Raw genomic sequence first — 19678 nt, forward strand, 5'->3', positions numbered from 1 at the left:
TCGCCAAGGCCACGATAGATGGCATCCGTCCCACAAAACCCCAGTTCATTACAGCCCAGGCACGGCACGCATCGGAATTTTCGGGATGATGCCACCATTGCCTCCGCGATCCGATCAAGCGTGCCTACCAGGGAAGGGTCAATTCACTCGCGCATCGCCGATTCACAGGAATCAGATAGCAGGTGAACGTTAGCCAAGTCCATTGACGTAACAGACTATGTTGTTCGTAACCGTCCGGCCAAGCCATCTACCCAGCCTCGCAAGCCAGGACATGGTGCGCACTGAAACTATTGGCGCTAATCAGGTTTGCCGATGTGCTAACCCACCATGCCGTTGCAGCAGGGCATCGAACCCGCAGAATCACTTCAAACCCCGGCTCAATCACCGCCATTCCCGGTGAGCAAACCTTTCAATTTCGCGAGTGCCAGGGGATCTGATAATCCTTGCGTCGGTTGAGCGAGAACAAGCCTATGAGAATGCGCTGGGTCCCAGCCCTGAGCATCATCGTCGATGGCAATCCAATCTGTGACCTGCGAGCGAGCGACATAACGTGCGATCTGATCGTGGCGCGTAGCATGATCCCACCAAATAGCATTGGAAAGGTCCTTCTCCATTGAGCTGTGCCACGTCGAACCTACGATTTTGGACTGAAGGGAAGGAGGCAAACGCTTCTTGGCTCTTGAAAAGCCAAGCTGTCTCACCCAACTCGTACTGAGGACAATTCTAACCTTGGGGAAATGCTGAAGGAGCTCATCTAGCAGCGGCGTCCACATGAACAATTCACCGTCTCCGCGAAGTCTAGGTCCGCTTCGGGTGATGTAGACTTCGTCGGGATGAAGTACACCATCAAAATCTAAAAAAAGAATCATGGCCAGCCCTCTGTTCGAGAAAGTACTACCCTATTCCGAATTTCTGATCGTTCTACTGGCTTTTGATGCTGTCTCATCTTGAGATATCGAAGACGCGCACGAGTGAAAAGAATCGCATCGAATGGTAAGATGTGCGCCCCATTCTAGCGCCTGAAAGACGATATCATAGCTTTAAGCCGAGTTACGACCCTCTCCAGATCATTACACCTTTTCTTGTAGTGCTCTGTATCTGCGCAATATTGCGCAATCTTAGCAAGAGCTTGATCGCGCTGCTCCCTAGTCTCTTTCATCTGATCTTTCATTTCATGCATGGCTAGCCTACCACCAACGGCTTCCTCACCTTCGCCTTGATTCAAAGCAGAACAGTGAATTTGTCTGTTATGAAAATCAATCTCCATTTTGATATGCGCATTCCACGGGCTATCAAGCGCGATTTGGCTTTTTAGACCGCAACCTGCCCAAACATCCTTATAGGACCATTTGGAATTTGGCTTATTAAGCCTAAGCGTTTCTACGACTCGCATCATGTTGGCTGTATTTCGAGCTTTAGTGTCAGCATGAAATTCTTCCAGCCCACTAGTGGTGCCACGAGGTTTTGCCTTCATTCAAACCATCTCCGCTTGATCGATCTGCAAAAGCAATTTATCCAGCTGGTCATTCCTAGCAATCAAATAGACAACTTTTGGTTGATCATGTCGAAAGAAATTGAGCAGCCGAGTATTTTCATGCTTGCGCCACTGAAAACTTTTCCTTTTACCATCAATTGAAACTAATGCATTATTACAGTCTGCGGGACGACAGGCCGCCATATTTCCGCCACAAAGCGCATGTTTTGACCTGTACAAACAAAGCCCATCATCGAGCTGCTCAATAAGAGCAGACCTTGGAAGCTCTACCAAAAACCTCTCTTGCTGATTTTTTGTCATGCCAAGGAACTGCCTCCGGAGCTGATTCACTTCCGCTGCGCCGCCGCCGACAAACATTTTTTGCCCACGCATGATTTCCTCATACTGCTCCGACGAAATCTGGAATTTTTCCTTCTGCAACTCAACATAAAGATTCATGTCCCCATAGACGCGAGTCACTTCTATATCGAAATGCTTCAATTGGTCTTGAAGGGCCTTAATCCCTAGTCCTTGACGGACCATTATCCTCGCAAACTTTTTCTAAACTGATGTGATGCCAGCGCCCAATAGTCACCGCGAAAGGTAATATTATGGGCTTTGACAAATCGTCCTAAATTTGTCCCTGAGATACTATTGGAGGCTCTTGCGTCAGCCATGTAAAATGATGGAAAAAGAAAACTGCCGCCCTTGCGCCTTCGAGCCAAACCTACCTCGGCGGCCTCGATCGCCTTTTTTACTATAGGCAACGTTTGCCACTTATACTCGACAGGCTCAGCTTGAAGTTTATTAGTATGACTGACCACAAAGAAAAACTTATTTGTCTGACCATCGTGGGTGATGTTCTCTTCTAGCCAATTTACCCTATTTTCACCAGTTTTTAACGCGACAACCTCATGCCATCGCATGCCTGTAAGCATCGCGATGACGATATAGCACGCTGTGGCTAGCCTCGCTTCCCATTTAACGACTTCATGCCCGTTAACCATTCCAAATAAATGCCATGGAAACGGATTCAACAATTTATTGTTACGACCATAGTACTCTAACTCATAGCACTTTCGCGCTTCACACAATCTTTGGAGGGTGTCGGCGATTGTTAGATCGTCTAGAGCACGGTTAAAAATTTCACGAGCCACCTCATCGGGCATTTCTATCGTTCTAGATCCGCCTCTCGGAATCAGTTTTTGACAACATGCCCTAGCCCAGCCCGAAGCCGATCCATAATCCCCAAATGGATTGCTTTGTAAGCCATCCTCTAACTTAGAGGATTGTTCATATAGCCAATTCAGCCCCACGACTCTCGCTATCAGCGAACGATCAGTAATGGCACCTCCGTCTTTCAGTGGCTCAACTGCAAGTGCTTCGAGGAAATCTTCAAAATCGGTAGGGCCTAAGTCGGAAAATTTACAGAACGCATTTGCCTCCATGTATCTTAAAAGTCGAGCAACTCCTTTGTGAAGAGTAGAGCAAACTGTAGACCACTTTGGACAGGTCGGAGGCGGGTTTACCAACATAGAGTACAAATACTCTTTTAACGGCCGCAGGTAAACTGCTTTGCACGGATCCGTAATCCGAGCATCTCCATCGAAAAAAATCCTGGATAGGCGAATTTTCACATTAGCAGGATGCAAATTAGGATGCTCACCAGAACAATCCCATACATCATCAGAATAGTTTGATTTTTCGGAGATACGTATAGAATTACGGCTTTGATCTCCTACTCCGATGAGGCCCACAACTCTGGGACTCACGGAAGCTGGCCAAGACTTCTCAGCATTCACCTTTGTAATTCGCCCGGTCATGACCATGCCTCCTCAGAAGTTTTCGACCATACTGCCAACGGCCGCAATTCTGCTTCAACACGAATTGCTGCAATAAGGTCTGGGTTGTATCTAACTAAAATTTGTTCCTCCCAAACACTTTTTTTGTCAGAAGTAGCCCACTTATGATCGTGCTCTCCAATAATTCCGCTTTCGAGCAACTGGTCATGGTAGCGCATATAACAAAAATATTTCTTTATGTCTTCATGGGTTATAACAAGATTCGGGCAAGACAAGCATATTTCATGTCCCGCAGTGCAATAGACGCCCTCTTTTTGGCCATCAATGGGCGATTTCTGTGGATCTCTACAAGAGTTCAACACCAAATCTGCTGGATTAGCAAAGTCGTCGTTCTTCGTGTCGGAGGAAAGAGTCTCCACAAACATGGCATTCAAATGTACACCTCTTCGAAACTTCAACACCGGGTCAGAAATTCTCCGCAGATATTCCGCTGTCGTAGAGGCCTTTTCATGTCCTAGAATAGTTTGCAGATATCTTATGTCTTCGGTCCTAAGGTATTCTTGCCATGCCATCGTAGGGCGTATAAGCTGGGCTTGAATTGAGAGAGGCATTCCCGAAGAACCTGAAAGCTTGTGACGTTTTGAAAATTCCTGCATGGCTCTTTTGAACCCTGACGCACCCAGTGGTTGGCTATTTTTAAAGCGATTAGAATTTGCAATCCACAACCCCAACTGTCCATCCTCCCGGATCTTTGATGTCACCTGTATAACCTTGTTGATCAACATTACGGGCCAACCATCTTGTGCCTTGTCTGACGGAATCACTTTGCCGCTTTGAGAGGCTCTGAACTTTGTCCACGCAATGGATTGCTTAGATTCGTCGGTGGGGTCGGGCGAAAGACTCTCTGTCGTCAGCCGTTGGATCGTAGAAGGATTGAGTTGAGTTCTGACAAGCAACATAATGTAAAACGGAACTAAATCGACTGCTGAGATCCACGAGTGCAATCCTAAATCACTATAGAAACTACGAATTCTGCCATTAAAGTGCTCTTTTATAGCACCGTAAAATTCTGGCGACGCGGCCTTGAGGGCGGCATCGGAAAGTGGTTGACAACCCAGATGGTTTTCCCAGTACCAAACCAGATAATCAGGCTTCTTCCATCGAGTACGATATTTGATCGGGCAAGGCTTTTGATAGAATCTAGCCACATAGCCCTCGCCAGCACCTAGCTCATCATAAAACCTGTTCACACCCGCAATTCCTGACAGCACGTCATTTCTAAAGCTCTCGATGAATACCTGACCCTGGGGGATTCTCGCAAGCTGTCGACTATTCAGTCGGCAATTGTTGCAATTTTTTCCCACCACCAAACTTTATAATCATAGCTATTCCAAAGAGAGTGTCCACCCGCTGCTGAGCGTGGTGCAACATCGTCAAGAGGAGCCGATTGACCTAACCACTGTGGCTTATACTGCGTTGTGAACTTGTTCATTGTTTCGCGCATACCAGCTACTGCGGCACGCATGATGGTCTTTAGCTCGTCTCGATCGTAACCTTCATTAGCGGTTTGCAGGGACGAGCTTTTTGGGAATGGATTCGAAGGCGGAAGGAAATCAGAAGATATTGACGGATGTTCGCTCATTTTTCGAAAGGTAGGAACTAATAACCGGAAGTGGGCGCCAGCGGTTGAGTATTTGAGGTTCGGCTGATGCTTCAACCAGTCAACATACTTAACCAGCGTGTCACGCTCCAACTCATGAGGCTTGGTAACTCCAAGTTCCAGCAAGAACCTCAGAAATTTCCATAGATTCATGCGCTGCGTGTCTCTACTAGTATGTCCCATCTTGTTGCGACGCTTATAGAGCGCCCAGACAAATACACCCGTAATATCTTCTATTTCTAGATATTGCTCTCTGCCTCCAAAATCGTACGTGTAGAGCTTTCCATCATTTTTGCAACGCGTAGTAAAGCGTAATTCAGAAACCGCTCTTTTTTCGTCAGCCGCAAGCGATATAATTGCTTTTTTATTTTTCATTTCGATCTAAATCTCACGACATTCAGCGTCAAGTTTGCGCTGAAGCTCTTCATATTCCCCTGAGTACGCAATCAACTTAGCAATATGAATATAATACTTTTCGGTCGTCCTCTCGCTTTCGTGGCCCATCAACTGGGAAAGAAATGTTAGATCTTTGTTGAGCAAATAATGATATGAGCCAAACGTATGCCTCAATATATGAGGAACCACCTCCAACCCAATTATCCTTCCAACTCTGTGGAAAATCTTCTCAACCCAATTTATCGATATCGATTTGGCCCGTTCAGAAATAAATAAATTGCGATACTCAAAATCAGATTTGATCCTAGATACATTATCCAAAATGCATTCTCTACTAACATCATTGTAAGCCCACAAATCAGAAAGCAGGCCGTTAGGAATAAGTATGAATCTCGCCTTCCCACCTTTACCAATAATGCGCGCAGGCGTAGAGTCACCATTATGGTTAATGTCAGGTAGATCGCAGACAGGAAAATTGGTTGCCTCCGACACTCGCACCCCGCATTGCAGCATAAGCTTAGCCATAAGTAGATTTCTTTCCTTGTTGCGAGCAGAACTAGCAGACATTTCCCCGAGAGCACGGACAAACTTGATAGCGTCTTCCATGATCAGAAATTTTGTTGGCTCGCTTAATTTTCGCATAGGATGCTTCTTGACTTTGAACCTCGGATACACCTCATCATGCAACTTCGAAGAACATTCAAGATTTAAATTGCTATTTATTCCTTTGGTTTTACACCATATCAAAAACCGATGCGCCCCGCCGACTCTACTATTAACTGTATTCCATGCTAGCTCTTGACCTTTGTCGCTCTTATAAGTACATAGCGCATCGATGAAGTATTCAAAGTCATCCTCTGAAACATCTTCAATATCTAGCCTATTGCTAATGCGCCACTGTAAGAACTCTTTGATGTGTTCCGCCGTAGTGATGATGCTTTTTTCACGCATACGGCGAGCCTTGAACAGCAGATATGAATTCTCGACTTGGTAGGCATACCCATCGACGCTGAAAAATTGGGGCACACGGTAGGAGAGCCGCGCCAAGGCGGGGCTAGCTGCGTTGGAGAAGGAAACGGGTGTCATCAGGATCATCACTGGCCTCAGCGTCGTTGTTGATGTAAACAGTCGCAAGCCGTAAGCCTCCGCCTATGCTAGGGTTTAGCTTAGATTTGGTTATGTAGTCACACTAACAGGGCGTGCTCCCGGCGGCGCTTGCTGCGCGTGAAGCGGGCCACACGCTGATGGTCCCGGCAGTGAATGCCGAGGAAGCGTGTCTGGCGTCAGGCCTGAAGGTAATCGCGGTCAGTCATCTGCTGGAGCTGGTGTCCCACCTTAATGGGCACACGGTCATCCCGCCCTATAAATCCAATGGCCTGATTCTGCAGACGCAGCCTTATCCCGACCTGAGTGAGGTGCAAGGCCAAACTGCCGCCAAACGCGCTCTATTGGTAGCCGCCGCTGGTGCCCATAACCTTCTTTTTAGTGGCCCTCCCGGCACTGGCAAGACGCTGCTTGCGAGCCGTTTGCCCGGGCTATTACCGCCGCTGGATGAGCTCGAAGCGCTGGAGGTGGCGGCGATTCAGTCGGTCGCCAGTCATGCGCCGCTGACCAGTTGGCCCCAGCGCCCTTTTCGGCAACCCCATCACTCTGCATCGGGTCCTGCGTTGGTCGGGGGTGGCAGTCGCCCGCAACCTGGCGAGATCACCCTGGCGCACCACGGTGTGCTGTTTCTGGACGAACTTCCGGAATTTGATCGGCGGGTGCTGGAGGTCCTGCGCGAACCCCTTGAATCCGGCCACATCGTCATTTCCCGCGCGCGGGATCGGGTGCGCTTTCCGGCGCGCTTTCAACTGGTCGCCGCGATGAACCCCTGCCCGTGTGGTTATCACGGCGAGCCGACCGGGCGCTGCCGCTGCTCAACCGATCAGATTCAGCGCTATCGCAACAAGCTGTCCGGACCGCTGCTCGACCGCATTGACCTGCATCTGACGGTTGCTCGGGAAACGACCTCCTTGGCCGCCACTGCAGACAGCAAGGGTGAAAGCGCCAGCGCAGCGGAAGTGGTCTCCGAAGCCCGACAACGCCAACAACGGCGCCAGGGCTGTGCCAACGCCTTTCTTGACCTGCCTGCGCTGCGCCAACACTGCGCGCTGTTGCCGGAAGATGAAGCCTGGCTTGAGAACGCGTGTGAACGCCTGAACCTGTCCCTGCGCGCTGCCCACCGCCTGCTGAAGGTCGCGCGCACGCTGGCTGATCTAGAGAAGGTGGACGCCATCGCGCGTTGCCATATTGCCGAGGCTTTGCAGTATCGGCCTTCGACGAACTAAGATCTCCGCTGCGCGTATCTCAAATGAGATACATAGTGATCTTTTTCAGGAGTAGCCCTCGTGACAACCCAGACTTCAATGCTGCATGTGAGGATTGATCAGGCACTTAAAAACCAGGCATCGGAGACCTTGGCCAGCTTCGGCCTCACCATTTCCGATGCCGTGCGTATTTTGCTCACGCGGGTGGTCCGGGAAGGCGGTTTGCCCGCGGGCCTTGGCGCACACCCGGACGCTTACGATAAATGGTTCAGGGCCAAGGTGCGGGAAGCCATGGACGACTCGGGGCCGACGCATTCGCACGAGGACGTCATGGCTGCCGCCACCGAATTACTCGAAAGGAAGCGCGGTGCTGACAATTGAATGGAGCAGGTATGCCAAGGACGATTTGCTGGCGATCCTTGAATACATCGCCGGCCATGACGCCAAAGCAGCGTGGCGCTTGAAGGAGGAGATCGATGTTCGCATCGACCACCTCCCTCGCCATCCAAGGCTTTATAAAGCCGGTCGGGAAGCAGGAACCAGGGAGATCGTAGTGGCTCCGAACTACTTGGTGGTGTATGCCGAAACCCCTACAGCCCTTCTCATTCTTCGCGTTTTACATGCTGCACAACAGTGGCCGCCAAAAGCCTGAGATTTGGTGCCGGCCCCGATGCGCACTCAAGCGCCACCAACTCTCCCGCCTCACCGAAACCGATCCACTTCCTTCTGCAAGTCAGCTGCCACCGCGTTCAGCTCTTGAGCGGTGATCGCCAGGTTGGACACGACTTCGCGTTGTTCGCTGTTCGCCAGGGCGATGCTTTGCAGGTTGGCGCTGAGCAGCGTTGCGGTGTTGCTCTGCTCCTGGGTGGCGGTGGTGATGGACGTGAATTGCTCACCGGCGGAACGGCTTTGTTCGTCGATCTGGGCCAGGGCTGCGGCGACTTTGGCGTTGCGCGACAGGCCTTCCTGCATCAGGGCGTTGCCTTGCTGCATGGTGTTGATGGCATTGCTGGTCTCTTGCTGAATGCTGCTGATCATGCCGGAGATTTCGTCGGTGGCCTGGCGCGTACGAGATGCCAGGCTGCGGACTTCATCCGCTACCACCGCAAAACCACGGCCTTGCTCACCAGCGCGTGCTGCCTCAATGGCGGCATTGAGGGCCAGAAGGTTGGTCTGCTCGGCAATCGAGGTAATGACGCTGACAATCCCGCCAATCTCCTGCGAGCGCTGGCCCAAGGTATCGATCACCGTCGCGGTGCTGCTCAGCGAGCCTGCAATTTGCTCCAGCGAGGCCGATGCCTCCTCCATGGACGTACGACCGATACGCGTCTGCTGGGCATTGCCCTGGGCCATGCGTTCGGTGGTGCCCATGTTGTCGGCAATGGTCAGGGCCGTGGCGCTGAACTCCTCCACCGCGCCGGCCATGCTGGTGATTTCGCCGGATTGCTGCTCCATCCCTTCATAAGCACCGCCCGACAGACCGGACAACGCGTTGGCTCGGCTGCTGACTTCCAGCGCCGCCGTGCGGATGTGCGACACCATGGTTTCCAGCGCCTGACCCATCTTGTTGAAACTGCCCGCCAGCTGACCAATTTCGTCATGGCTGGAAACGTTCAGGCGCGCGCTCAAATCACCGGCACCCAGGGCTTCGGCCTGACTGACCAACGCCGACAGCGGCCGGAGCTTGCTGCGCAGCAGCCAGATCGCGGCAGCGACAGCGATCAGCATCGCCAGGAGGCTGCCGATGGCCAGTTGCGTGCCGACGCTCCAGGTCACTGCGCTGATTTCATCCTTGGGCATCGTCGCCAGAACCGTCCACGGGCCGCCGGCAAACTTCTCGCCGACGGTGTAGAAGTCTTCACCGGCGTCCTGCCAGAACCGCCCAACGCCTGGCGTCTTGGCGAACTCGGCAAGAGTGGTGCCTGCCTGATCCAGGTCTTTCACGCCCGCTGGTGCCACCAGCCATTTGCCCTGCTCGTCGAGTAGAGCCAGCGAGCCGGTGGAGCCGATGCGGAAGTTTTTCAGGTTGTCGAACTGCGCTTTCTGCGCGTCGGTGTAGTCGAAACCGACAAACAGCACGGCGATGACCTTACCGCTGGCGTCACGCACCGGGCTGTATTGAGTCATGTACAGGCGATCGAACAACAGCGCGCGACCGACGTATCCCTGGCCGGCGAGCAGCTTGTCGTAGGCGGGATGCTTGTGATCCAGCGAGGTACCGAGGGCGCGTGAGCCGTCCTGCTTGCTCAGGGATGTGCTGACGCGCACGAAGTCGTCGCCGCTGCGCACAAAGACCGTCGCCACGCCGGCCGTCATTTTCTTGAAATCATCGACTTCCGTGAAGTCGTTGTTCAATGCCGTACCGTTCAGCAGCAACGCAGGAGTCTGCATGCCCGCAACCGCGATCTGTTGATCGGCCTGGACGCTCAACCCGCCCGAAAAGCGTTTTTCGAACAGACCGCTTAAACGCTGGGTGCTGTCACGCAGGGTGCTGTGGAACGTGTTCAACTGGTCGGCCAGCAACCGGGCTTCGCTGCTCATGTGCTCTTCGCGGATGACCAGGTTAGCCGAGTCCAGTGAGCGCAAGGCGAACAGCGTACTGCCGCTGATGACGACGGCCAGAATAACGGCCAGGGCGATGCCGAGTTGCGAGGCAATTCGGGCGCGAGGCTGAGACATTGGAGCTCCTTGCCGAACGACTGGACCGTCCTGATCTCAGGAACACCATTCGGACGAATCTAATAGAGGGGATCGATGGACCGATTGAGGTGAACCGGCTCTGCATTACACCTTCGGCCGACAAAAGAAATACTTGAGTCCAACACCTTCTATGGACGGAATTATTTCCTTTTCTGACAGTCTCGGCGCCCTTTTTCAATAAGCCTGCGCTCTGCGGCTTACTCCAGAATCGTCACGTCCGGCAGCTCCATCGCCTGCACTTCACCCTGCAAAAAGTCACTGAGCCGACGCATACGCTCTCCGCCCGGTCGGGTCTTGGGCCATACCAGGTAATAGTTCTCGCCGCTGACGACTGCGGTGCGCCACGGCAGGCTGAGTCGGCCTTGAGCGACGTCCTCCGCCACCATCAGCAGATCACCCATCGAAACGCCGTAACCCCGGGCCGCCGCGATCATGCCCAACTCAAGCGTGTCGAATACCTGCCCGCCCTTGAGCGAGACCCGGTCAGACAAGTCCATGCGCTCCAGCCATCGGCGCCAGTCGCGACGGTCAGGCGTGGGGTGCAGCAGTTCGGCGCCGGCCAGTCGCTCGGCATCCCACGGCGCGTCATCCAGCAGCGTCGGGGCGCCCACGGGAATCAGCCATTCCGGGAACAGGTAAGTCGCCTCCCAGTCTGGCGGGAAATGCCCGTGGCTGAGCAACACTGCGCAATCGAATGGCTCTTGAGTGAAGTCGACGCTGTCGATGTCCATCCACGCACTAGTCAGCTGGACTTCATTACCCACCTGCAGATGACGAAAACGACTCAGCCGCGCCAGCAGCCAGCGCATGGTCAGGGTTGAAGGAGCCTTCATGCGCAAAATGCCCTCCTCCGCCATCAACGCGCTGCACGCTCGCTCCAGGGCGGAAAATCCTTCACGTACGCCCGGGAGCAATTCCCGTGCGGCCTCGGTGAGCTGCAGATTCCGACCGTTGCGCCGGAACAGACGGCAGGCGAAGTGCTCTTCCAGGGTGCGGATATGCCGACTGACGGCACTCTGGGTGATCGACAGTTCTTCAGCGGCGCGCGTGAACGAGCTGTGTCGCGCAGCGGCTTCAAACGCGCGGAGGGCATACAGCGGCGGAAGAGTGCGAGACATCGGCGTAGCTCCTCGGGGAGTCGGGCAACGGCAGTCACTCTACTGTAGAAATACCAGGATGAGTTTTACTCATGCGAGTGATCGGATTTATCGCTTTGTGCATCTGCGCCGCAATCCCCACAATGACCAGCCTGCCAACACCCGTAGCCCGAGCGCAAAGACCATGCACCAGCACGCTTTCAAAGAACTGTGGATCATCCTGCGTCTGGCCGGGCCGCTGATTGCTTCGCAAATGGCGCACATGCTGATGGTGTTCACCGACACCGTGATGATGGGCAAGCTGGGCCCGGAATCCCTGGCCGGTGGCGGGCTGGGCGCTGCGAGCTACAACTTCGTGTCGTTCTTCTGCGTCGGTGTCATGGCGGCGGTCGGCACGCTGGTTGCGATTCGCAAGGGCGCGAATGATCACGCCGGGGTCACCCGTCTGACCCAGGCCGGCTTGTGGCTGGCATGGGGCATGGCGTTGATTGCTGCGCTGATCCTGTGGAACCTTGAGCCGATTCTGCTGCACTTCGGTCAGGACGAGGCTAACGTGCACATGGCCAGTGAGTTCCTGATCACGCTGCCATTGGCGCTGCCCGGCCTGCTGAGCTTCATGGCCCTGCGCGGTTTCACCAGCGCATTGGGGCGTGCCACCCCGGTAATGGTGATCAGTCTGGTGGGCGTAGCCCTGAACTTCGGGCTCAATTATGCGTTCATCCACGGGCTGTTCGGCCTGCCGCACTGGGGCCTGATGGGCATTGGCCTCGTCACGGCCATTGTCACCAACGCCATGGCGCTGGCGCTTGCGCTGCACATTCGTTATCACAGCGCCTACGCGGCGTATCCCCTTCACAAAGAACTGATGAAACTCTCGCGCAGCTGCCTGAAAGAGCTATGGCGTCTGGGCCTGCCCATCGGCGGTACGTATGCGGTGGAAGTCGGCCTGTTTACCTTTGCGGCGTTCTGCATGGGCGCCATGGGCAGCACCCAGATGGCCGCGCACCAGATTGCCCTGCAATCGGTATCGATGGCGTTCATGGTCCCGGTCGGGATTTCCTACGCGGTGACCATGCGCATCGGTTTGCACTACGGCGCAGGGAATCTGCTGCTGGCGCGCACCGCCGGACGCATGGGGATTGGCTTCGGCGGGCTGCTGATGCTGTCGTTCGGCATTCTGTTCTGGGTCGCACCCCACGCGGTCATCGGCCTGTTTGTCGACGTCAACGACCCGAAATACCAAGGCGTGGTCGAGCTGGCGGTGAAGCTGTTGGCGATCGCAGCATGGTTCGAAATCCTCGACGGCACGCAGACCATCGCCATGGGCGCCATTCGGGGATTCAAGGACGCCAAGACCACATTCCTGATCGGACTCGCGAGCTATTGGGTGGTCGGCGCGCCGTTGGCGTGGGGCCTCGGGTTTCTGGCGAACCAAGGCGCGGTGGGCGTGTGGTGGGGATTGGCGATCGGCCTGCTCTGCTCAGCGGTGGCACTGACCTGGGCATTCGAGCGCAAGACGGCGCGGCTGCTGCGCAAAGAGGCGACCGGCGTTGTGGTGATGGGATAGGCCTCTACGGGTATTCACAATCCGGGGCGGTCACAAACCCGACTGTAGGAGCAATCGGAGGTTACGACGGTCGCGAAGGCGGTGGGTCTGTGACATCCATATCGGCTAACCTCATGCATTCGCGAGCAAGCTCACTCCTACAGAATCACTCCGAGGTGTGTTCAAAGAACGAGCCGCCGCTCACTGGCTCTGCAGCGCAATCCCTTTGTTCTGATCCATCGCCAGATACTCCATCAGCTCCGGCAATGCCAGCGGGTGGCTGATCAAAAAGCCCTGAGCCTGATCGCAATTGAAGCTGCGCAGTAATGCCAACTGCTCAGGAGTTTCGACACCTTCGGCCACCACTTCGAGGCTGAGGTTGTGGGCCAGGTTGATCATCGCGTGGACCAGCTTGCGGTTTTCCTCACGCTGCTCCATTTCACCAACGAAGCTCTTGTCGATCTTCAGCAGCGTGATCGGCAGACTGTTGAGGTGCACGAAGGATGAAAACCCGGTGCCGAAATCGTCCAGCGAGAAGCGCACACCCAGGCGCCCCAGCGCGTCCATGGTCTGTTTGACCAAGTCACTGCGGCGCATGACGGCTGTTTCGGTCAGTTCGAATTCCAGCCATTGCGCGTCAATGCCGCGGTCGGCGATCAAGCGGCTTAGCGTTGCGAGCAACTGGTTGTCCTGAAACTGGCGGAACGACAGGTTGATCGCCATGTGCAGCGGCGGCACGCCTTTTTCGCGCAGGGCCTGCATGTCGCGCAGGGCACGGGCGATGACCCAATAGCCCAGCGGCACGATCAGCCCGCTTTGCTCAGCCAGCGGCACGAACTCGCTCGGCGGTAGCAAACCGCGCTCGGCGTGGCGCCATCGCACCAGTGCCTCCAGTCCCAGGATGTGCCCGGTATTCAGGCACAGCCGTGGCTGGTAATGCAGCTCTAGCTCATCGCGACGCAAGGCCCGTCGCAGCTCGCTTTCCAGATCGGCGAGACTGCGGGCATTGCGGTTGATGCGTTCGTTGAAGACATGAAAGGTGCAGCCCTGGGTGCCCTTGGCCTGCTGCATGGCGATGTGCGCGTGCCACATCAACGGATCGGCGCCGCCGTTAAGGCGCGCATAAGCGATGCCAAGGCTGCAACCGATCAACAGGCTTTCGCCGTCGACCCAATACGGTTCGGACAAGGCTTCGGTAATGCGCTCGGCGATGGACTCCGCCCGTTCTGGAGCGCGGCGTGTGTCGATCAGCAGAGCGAATTCATCGCTGCCCAGTCGCGCCAGTTGATCGCACGCCTCCAGCTGGCCTTTCAGCCGGGCGACCACTTGCAGGATCAGCCGATCCCCCGCCTGATGGCCCAGCGCGTCATTGGCGCGGCGGAAGTTGTCCAGGTCCAGATGCCCCAGCGCCAGACCTCGGCCGTCGAACTCGGCGAGCCGGGCGGCCAACAGCGTCTGGAAGCCCTGTCGGTTGGCGATGCCGGTGAGGGGATCTTGCTCGGCGAGGCGATTGAGTGTGGTTTCCAGCACGCCCCGTTCGCGCACATGGCGCAGACAGCGGCGCAAGGCCTGCGGAGTGAGCGCGTCGCGCACCAGCCAGTCGCTGACACCGACGGGCTCTTCCTCCGGCTCTGTGTCAAAAAGCAATACGGTGGGCCAGTTGCATTGGCCGGCGGCGGGCTGAAGGGCTTCAGTGGTGAAAAGGATGCCGGGGACTGCGAGGTCTGCTTGATGGCCAACAGCGCCCCAGCTCGACGCGCATTCAAGGACAGCGGCGTCTCCGAGCGGCGCCAGGCACTCGCGCAACGATGCCGGCCATTCGGGCGAGTCCGCCAAAAGCAGCAAACGCAAGGGTTCGACAGGCGTAGACAAGCTAACTCCCCACACAAACGTAAAGACCTTGGCGCACCCTCGAATGAGGGTCGTCAAACGCGAGAATCATCCGCAATACGCAAATGTAACAAAACGGCGAAATATAGATAGCGCGGCGCATCACAGGGTCGGACGGTGGCTGCACAATCCGCTGACCCTGTTAAAATGCCCGCCCTTTTCCAGGCAGCCCCATTTTTCCCCATGTCCCGACTCAATCCCCGGCAACAGGAAGCCGTGAACTACGTCGGCGGCCCTCTTTGGTGCTCGCCGGCGCTGGCTCCGGCAAGACCAGCGTGATCACACGCAAGATTGCCCACCTCATCCAGAACTGCGGCATCCGAGCCCAGTACATCGTCGCCATGACCTTTACCAACAAGGCAGCGCGGGAGATGAAAGAGCGTGTCGGAACCCTTTTGCGCGCTGGCGAAGGACGCGGCCTGACCGTTTCGACGTTTCACAACCTGGGCCTGAACATCATCCGCAAGGAACACGCCCGTCTGGGCTACAAGCCCGGGTTCTCGATCTTCGACGAGACCGACGTCAAGGCGCTGATGACCGACATCATGCAGAAGGAATACTCGGGCGACGACGGCGTCGACGAGATCAAGAACATGATCGGCGCCTGGAAAAACGAACTGATCCTGCCGCCCGAGGCCCTCGCCAATTCGCGTAACCCCAAGGAGCAGACCGCCGCCATCGTCTACAGCCACTACCAGCGCACGCTCAAGGCGTACAACGCGGTGGATTTCGACGACCTGATTCTGCTGCCGGTGAAGCTGTTCGAGGAGCACGCCGACATTCTGGAAAAGTGGCAGCACAAAGTGCGCTACCTGCTCGTCGACGAATACCAGGACACCAACGCCAGCCAGTATCTGCTGGTCAAAATGCTCATCGGCACGCGCTGCCAGTTCACCGTTGTGGGTGACGACGATCAGTCGATCTACGCCTGGCGCGGCGCGCGGCCGGAAAACCTGATGCTGCTCAAGGACGATTATCCGTCGTTGAAAGTGGTGATGCTGGAGCAGAACTATCGCTCCACCAGCCGCATCTTGCGCTGCGCCAACGTGCTGATCGCCAACAACCCCCATGTGTTCGAGAAACAACTCTGGAGCGAGATGGGTCACGGCGACGAGATCCGCGTGATTCGCTGCAAGAACGAAGACGCCGAAGCCGAACGTGTGGCCATCGAAATCCTCAGCCTGCACCTGCGCACCGACCGGCCGTACAGCGACTTCGCGATCCTCTACCGCGGTAACTATCAGGCCAAGCTGATCGAGCTGAAGCTGCAGCACCATCAGATTCCGTACCGGCTGTCCGGGGGCAACAGCTTCTTTGGACGTCAGGAAGTGAAAGACCTGATGGCCTACTTCCGCTTGCTGGTGAACCCGGACGACGACAACGCCTTCCTGCGGGTGATCAATGTGCCGCGCCGGGAAATCGGTTCGACCACCCTTGAAAAGCTGGGCAACTACTCGACCGAGCGCAAGGTGTCGATGTACGCCGCGACCGACGAGATCGGCCTGGGCGAACATCTGGACGCCCGCTTCACCGATCGCCTCAGACGCTTCAAACACTGGATGGACGGCGTGCGCCAGCAATGCGCGACGCAGGACCCGATCGCCGCCTTGCGCAGCATGGTCATGGACATCGATTACGAAAACTGGATTCGTCAGAACAGCTCCAGCGACAAGGCCGCCGACTACCGCATGGGCAACGTGTGGTTCCTGATCGAGGCGCTGAAGAACACGCTGGAGAAAGACGAAGAAGGCGGCATGACCATCGAGGAGGCCATCGGCAAACTGGTTCTGCGCGACATGCTCGAACGTCAGCAGGAAGAGGAAGATGGCGCCGAAGGCGTGCAGATGATGACCCTGCACGCCTCCAAGGGGCTGGAGTTTCCGTACGTGTTCATCATGGGCATGGAAGAGGAAATCCTCCCGCACCGCTCCAGCATCGAGGCCGACACCATCGAAGAAGAACGCCGCCTGGCCTATGTGGGCATCACCCGCGCGCGGCAGACGCTGGCGTTCACCTTTGCGGCCAAGCGCAAACAGTACGGCGAAATCATCGATTGCCTGCCGAGCCGGTTCCTCGACGAACTGCCGCCGGACGATCTCGCCTGGGAAGGCAACGATGACACGCCCGTCGAAGTCAAAGCCGTACGCGGCAATACAGCCCTGGCGGACATACGCGCCATGCTGAAAAGATAACGTTCATTTCGCGCACATCGCGCTCTGAGGACCACCCACGTGGAAGCACTGCACAAGAAAATTCGCGAAGAAGGCATCGTGCTTTCCGATCAGGTATTGAAGGTCGACGCGTTTCTAAACCATCAGATCGACCCGGTGCTGATGCAGCAGATCGGTGACGAATTCGCCGCGCTGTTCGCGGGCTCCGGCATTACCAAGATCGTCACCATCGAGGCTTCCGGCATCGCCCCTGCAGTCATGACCGGTCTGAAGATGGGCATCCCGGTGATCTTCGCGCGCAAGCATCAGTCTCTGACCCTCACCGAGAACATGTTTTCTGCATCGGTGTATTCGTTCACCAAGCAGACCGAAAGCACCATCGCCATTTCTACCCGTCACCTGAACAGCAGCGATCGGGTGTTGATCATCGACGACTTCCTCGCCAATGGTAAGGCGTCCCAGGCGCTGATCTCGATCATCAAGCAAGCGGGCGCAACCGTCGCCGGCCTGGGTATCGTGATCGAGAAGTCGTTCCAGGGCGGCCGCGCTGAACTGGACGGCCAGGGCTATCGTGTAGAGTCACTGGCTCGCGTACAGTCGTTGAAAGATGGCGTTGTGACGTTTGTCTGATCCGGATTCACCTCTGGGGTGCGCAGCGGACGCCGCGCTTTGAGCCAGCAAACGCGCAACCCCGTGGGAGTGAGCTTGCTCACGAAAGCATACTGTCAGGCGCAGAGGTCACTGTGAATGTACCGGCCCCTTCGCGAGCAAGCTCGACTCCCACAGATTTCTTGCGGTCAGTAGAACAGGAGACACGTTATGGAAATTGGCGAAAAACTGAGCGTAGAGGCGTTCTTTGATCCGCAGACCTCGACCATCAGTTACCTGGTCATTGACCGCTCTACGCTTCAAGCCGCGTTGATCGACAGCGTGCTGGATTACAACCCGAAATCCGGGCGCACCAGCACGCAGTCCGCAGACAAGCTGATCGACAGGGTTCGCGAGCTGGGCGTGTCGGTGCAGTGGATTCTGGAAACCCACGTCCACGCCGATCACGTCTCGGCGGCGGCCTACCTGAAAGAACAGCTCGGCGGCACCGTTGCGATTGGCAGCCACATCACCCGCGTGCAAAAAGTCTTCGGCACGCTGTTCAACGCCAAAGGTGACTTTGCCCGGGACGGCAGCCAGTTCGACCGGCTGCTGGAAGATGACGCGCATTTTCAGATCGGGACGCTGCAGGCCCGAGCCATGCATACCCCGGCCATACGCCGGCGTGCATGACGTACGTGATTGAAGCGGGTGACGAAGCCGTGGCGTTTGTCGGCGATACGCTGTTCATGCCCGACTACGGCACCGCCCGTTGCGACTTCCCCGGTGCAGATGCGCGCACGCTGTTTCGCTCGGTTGGCCGGATTCTCAGCCTGCCGCCACAAACGCGCCTGTTCATGTGCCACGACTATCTGCCCAACGGCCGTGAATTGATGTTCATGACCACCGTCGCCGAGCAACGCGCCAGCAACATCCACGTGCGCGAAGGCATTGGCGAGGACGCCTTTGTCGAGATGCGCGAGAAGCGCGATGCCACCCTCGACATGCCCGTGCTGATCCTGCCTTCGGTGCAGATCAACATGCGCGGCGGCAACCTGCCAGAGGCGGAAGATAATGGCGTGCGCTACCTGAAAGTTCCGATCAATGCGCTGTAATGTCTGCACAGCGCGCCGCTCAGGCGCGCTTACACACTGAACAGCCACCTCCTGACAGCCCCCACGGAACTTGCTCCCTTACGATGAACGAACACGAACTGATCGGAGCCGGCCTCGGTACGATCATTGGCGCTGTATTGGGATTGACGGGCGCGGGTGGCGGCATTCTCGCCGTGCCGCTGCTGGTTTTCGGGCTTGGCCTGACAATGATCGAAGCCGCGCCGGTAGGCCTTCTGGCAGTCGGGCTGGCTTCGGCCGTCGGTGCAGCGCTTGGGTTGCGTCAAGGCATCGTCCGCTACCGCGCGGCCATCTTCATTGCGATCATTGGTATTGCGCTGTCGCCGGTAGGCCTTTGGCTGGCGCATCAACTGCCCAATGCGCCACTGGCGTTGGGGTTTGCCCTGGTTCTGTTTTATGTCTGCGCGCGGATCTACCGCAAAGCCGCTCACGAACTGCGCCATGGTGAGCCGCCAGAGCGAGGCGCGTTCAGGCCCTGCGTGGTCAATCCGCTGGTGGGTCGGCTGCGCTGGACCCTGCCTTGCGCACGTTCCCTGGCGGCGACCGGCGCATTGGCCGGGCTGTTGTCCGGATTGCTCGGTGTGGGTGGCGGCTTTGTCATCGTGCCGGCGCTGACCCGCTACACGGACCTTGAGATGAAGAGCATCGTCGCCACGTCGCTGGCGGTGATCGCACTGGTCTCCACCGGCAGCGTGATCACGGCCAGCGTCAGCGGCGCGATGCATTGGTCAGTAGGGCTGCCGTTTGCCGCCGGGGCGGTCGTCGGACTGATGGCCGGCAGGCAGGTCAGCCGCTACCTCGCCGGCCCGAGGTTGCAACAGTTGTTTGCGATCAGCGGCTTTTTCGCCGCTGTGTTGCTGGTGATCAAAACCCTCGGCTGAACGGATGCCACAGTAAACGTGGGCAACATCA

At 56.3% G+C, this 19678-nt stretch carries 15 protein-coding genes and 3 pseudogenes; 8 read left to right on the top strand and 10 right to left on the bottom strand.

Annotated features, from left to right (window positions below; all coding sequences use genetic code 11):
* Window positions 1-377: 377 nt before the first annotated feature.
* From JN403_RS03740 to JN403_RS03765, 7 genes are all read right to left on the bottom strand, one after another.
* A complete protein-coding gene (locus tag JN403_RS03740; RefSeq protein ID WP_205485421.1) occupies window positions 378-869 on the bottom strand; it encodes an HAD domain-containing protein in 492 nt (163 codons plus the stop codon).
* Between the two features lie 143 nt (window positions 870-1012).
* Window positions 1013-1474 (bottom strand): hypothetical protein, encoded by a 462-nt coding sequence (locus tag JN403_RS03745; RefSeq protein WP_205485423.1) that lies wholly within the window; start codon window positions 1472-1474, stop codon window positions 1013-1015.
* Window positions 1475-1954, bottom strand: coding sequence for a hypothetical protein (locus tag JN403_RS03750; RefSeq protein ID WP_205485425.1), 480 nt, complete (start codon window positions 1952-1954; stop codon window positions 1475-1477).
* Between the two features lie 62 nt (window positions 1955-2016).
* Window positions 2017-3297: a hypothetical protein gene (locus tag JN403_RS03755; RefSeq protein ID WP_205485427.1), complete on the bottom strand. Its 1281-nt coding sequence runs from the start codon at window positions 3295-3297 to the stop codon at window positions 2017-2019.
* Complete coding sequence (locus JN403_RS25260; protein WP_240356807.1) at window positions 3294-4526, bottom strand: hypothetical protein; 1233 nt, start codon at window positions 4524-4526, stop codon at window positions 3294-3296. The genes JN403_RS03755 and JN403_RS25260 overlap by 4 nt, the downstream gene beginning before the upstream one ends.
* 83 nt (window positions 4527-4609) lie before the next feature.
* The gene (locus tag JN403_RS25265) at window positions 4610-5311 is read right to left on the bottom strand and encodes a hypothetical protein (protein ID WP_240356809.1); all 702 of its coding nucleotides are present in this window, start codon (window positions 5309-5311) and stop codon (window positions 4610-4612) included.
* 6 nt (window positions 5312-5317) lie between these two features.
* Window positions 5318-6427 carry a site-specific integrase gene (locus tag JN403_RS03765; protein ID WP_205485429.1) on the bottom strand — a complete coding sequence of 370 codons (1110 nt, stop codon included), beginning with the start codon at window positions 6425-6427 and terminating at the stop codon, window positions 5318-5320.
* A 98-nt stretch (window positions 6428-6525) separates the two neighbouring features.
* Here JN403_RS03765 and JN403_RS03770 point away from each other — a divergent pair.
* The 3 genes and pseudogenes from JN403_RS03770 to JN403_RS03780 form a co-directional block, all read left to right on the top strand.
* Window positions 6526-7662 (top strand): annotated as a pseudogene (locus JN403_RS03770) (YifB family Mg chelatase-like AAA ATPase); the annotation flags it as partial.
* A 60-nt stretch (window positions 7663-7722) separates the two neighbouring features.
* Window positions 7723-8022, top strand: coding sequence for a type II toxin-antitoxin system RelB/DinJ family antitoxin (locus JN403_RS03775; protein ID WP_122534143.1), 300 nt, complete (start codon window positions 7723-7725; stop codon window positions 8020-8022).
* Window positions 8009-8293 (top strand): type II toxin-antitoxin system RelE/ParE family toxin, encoded by a 285-nt coding sequence (locus JN403_RS03780; protein WP_122534372.1) that lies wholly within the window; start codon window positions 8009-8011, stop codon window positions 8291-8293. Before JN403_RS03775 ends, JN403_RS03780 begins: the two co-directional genes overlap by 14 nt.
* A gap of 50 nt (window positions 8294-8343) precedes the next feature.
* Here JN403_RS03780 and JN403_RS03785 read toward each other — a convergent pair whose 3' ends face one another.
* Both JN403_RS03785 and JN403_RS03790 read right to left on the bottom strand, forming a co-directional pair.
* Window positions 8344-10320: a methyl-accepting chemotaxis protein gene (locus tag JN403_RS03785; RefSeq protein WP_205485431.1), complete on the bottom strand. Its 1977-nt coding sequence runs from the start codon at window positions 10318-10320 to the stop codon at window positions 8344-8346.
* A gap of 218 nt (window positions 10321-10538) precedes the next feature.
* On the bottom strand, window positions 10539-11459 hold the full coding sequence (locus tag JN403_RS03790) for a LysR substrate-binding domain-containing protein (RefSeq protein WP_108121193.1): 921 nt from the start codon (window positions 11457-11459) through the stop codon (window positions 10539-10541).
* Between the two features lie 163 nt (window positions 11460-11622).
* Between JN403_RS03790 and JN403_RS03795 the strand changes: the two genes are divergently transcribed.
* Window positions 11623-13005, top strand: a complete 1383-nt coding sequence (locus JN403_RS03795) for a NorM family multidrug efflux MATE transporter (protein WP_172610281.1) — start codon at window positions 11623-11625, stop codon at window positions 13003-13005.
* A 180-nt stretch (window positions 13006-13185) separates the two neighbouring features.
* On the opposite strand, the gene JN403_RS03800 is transcribed toward JN403_RS03795, so the two are convergent.
* Entirely contained in the window at window positions 13186-14856 is a 1671-nt protein-coding gene (locus JN403_RS03800) for a bifunctional diguanylate cyclase/phosphodiesterase (protein WP_122623547.1), read from the bottom strand.
* A gap of 201 nt (window positions 14857-15057) precedes the next feature.
* On the opposite strand from JN403_RS03800, the pseudogene rep reads away from it, so the two are divergent.
* The 4 genes and pseudogenes from rep to JN403_RS03820 all read left to right on the top strand — a co-directional run bounded on the left by rep (window position 15058) and on the right by JN403_RS03820 (window position 19647).
* Window positions 15058-17066 (top strand): annotated as a pseudogene (gene rep, locus JN403_RS03805) (DNA helicase Rep).
* A gap of 39 nt (window positions 17067-17105) precedes the next feature.
* On the top strand, window positions 17106-17675 hold the full coding sequence (locus JN403_RS03810) for a xanthine phosphoribosyltransferase (protein WP_122534147.1): 570 nt from the start codon (window positions 17106-17108) through the stop codon (window positions 17673-17675).
* Between the two features lie 189 nt (window positions 17676-17864).
* Window positions 17865-18748, top strand: a pseudogene (locus tag JN403_RS03815) (MBL fold metallo-hydrolase).
* An 83-nt stretch (window positions 18749-18831) separates the two neighbouring features.
* Complete coding sequence (locus tag JN403_RS03820) at window positions 18832-19647, top strand: sulfite exporter TauE/SafE family protein (RefSeq protein WP_205485433.1); 816 nt, start codon at window positions 18832-18834, stop codon at window positions 19645-19647.
* Window positions 19648-19678 lie beyond the last annotated feature (31 nt).

Source organism: Pseudomonas sp. 15A4, assembly GCF_016925575.1.
GTDB lineage: Bacteria > Pseudomonadota > Gammaproteobacteria > Pseudomonadales > Pseudomonadaceae > Aquipseudomonas.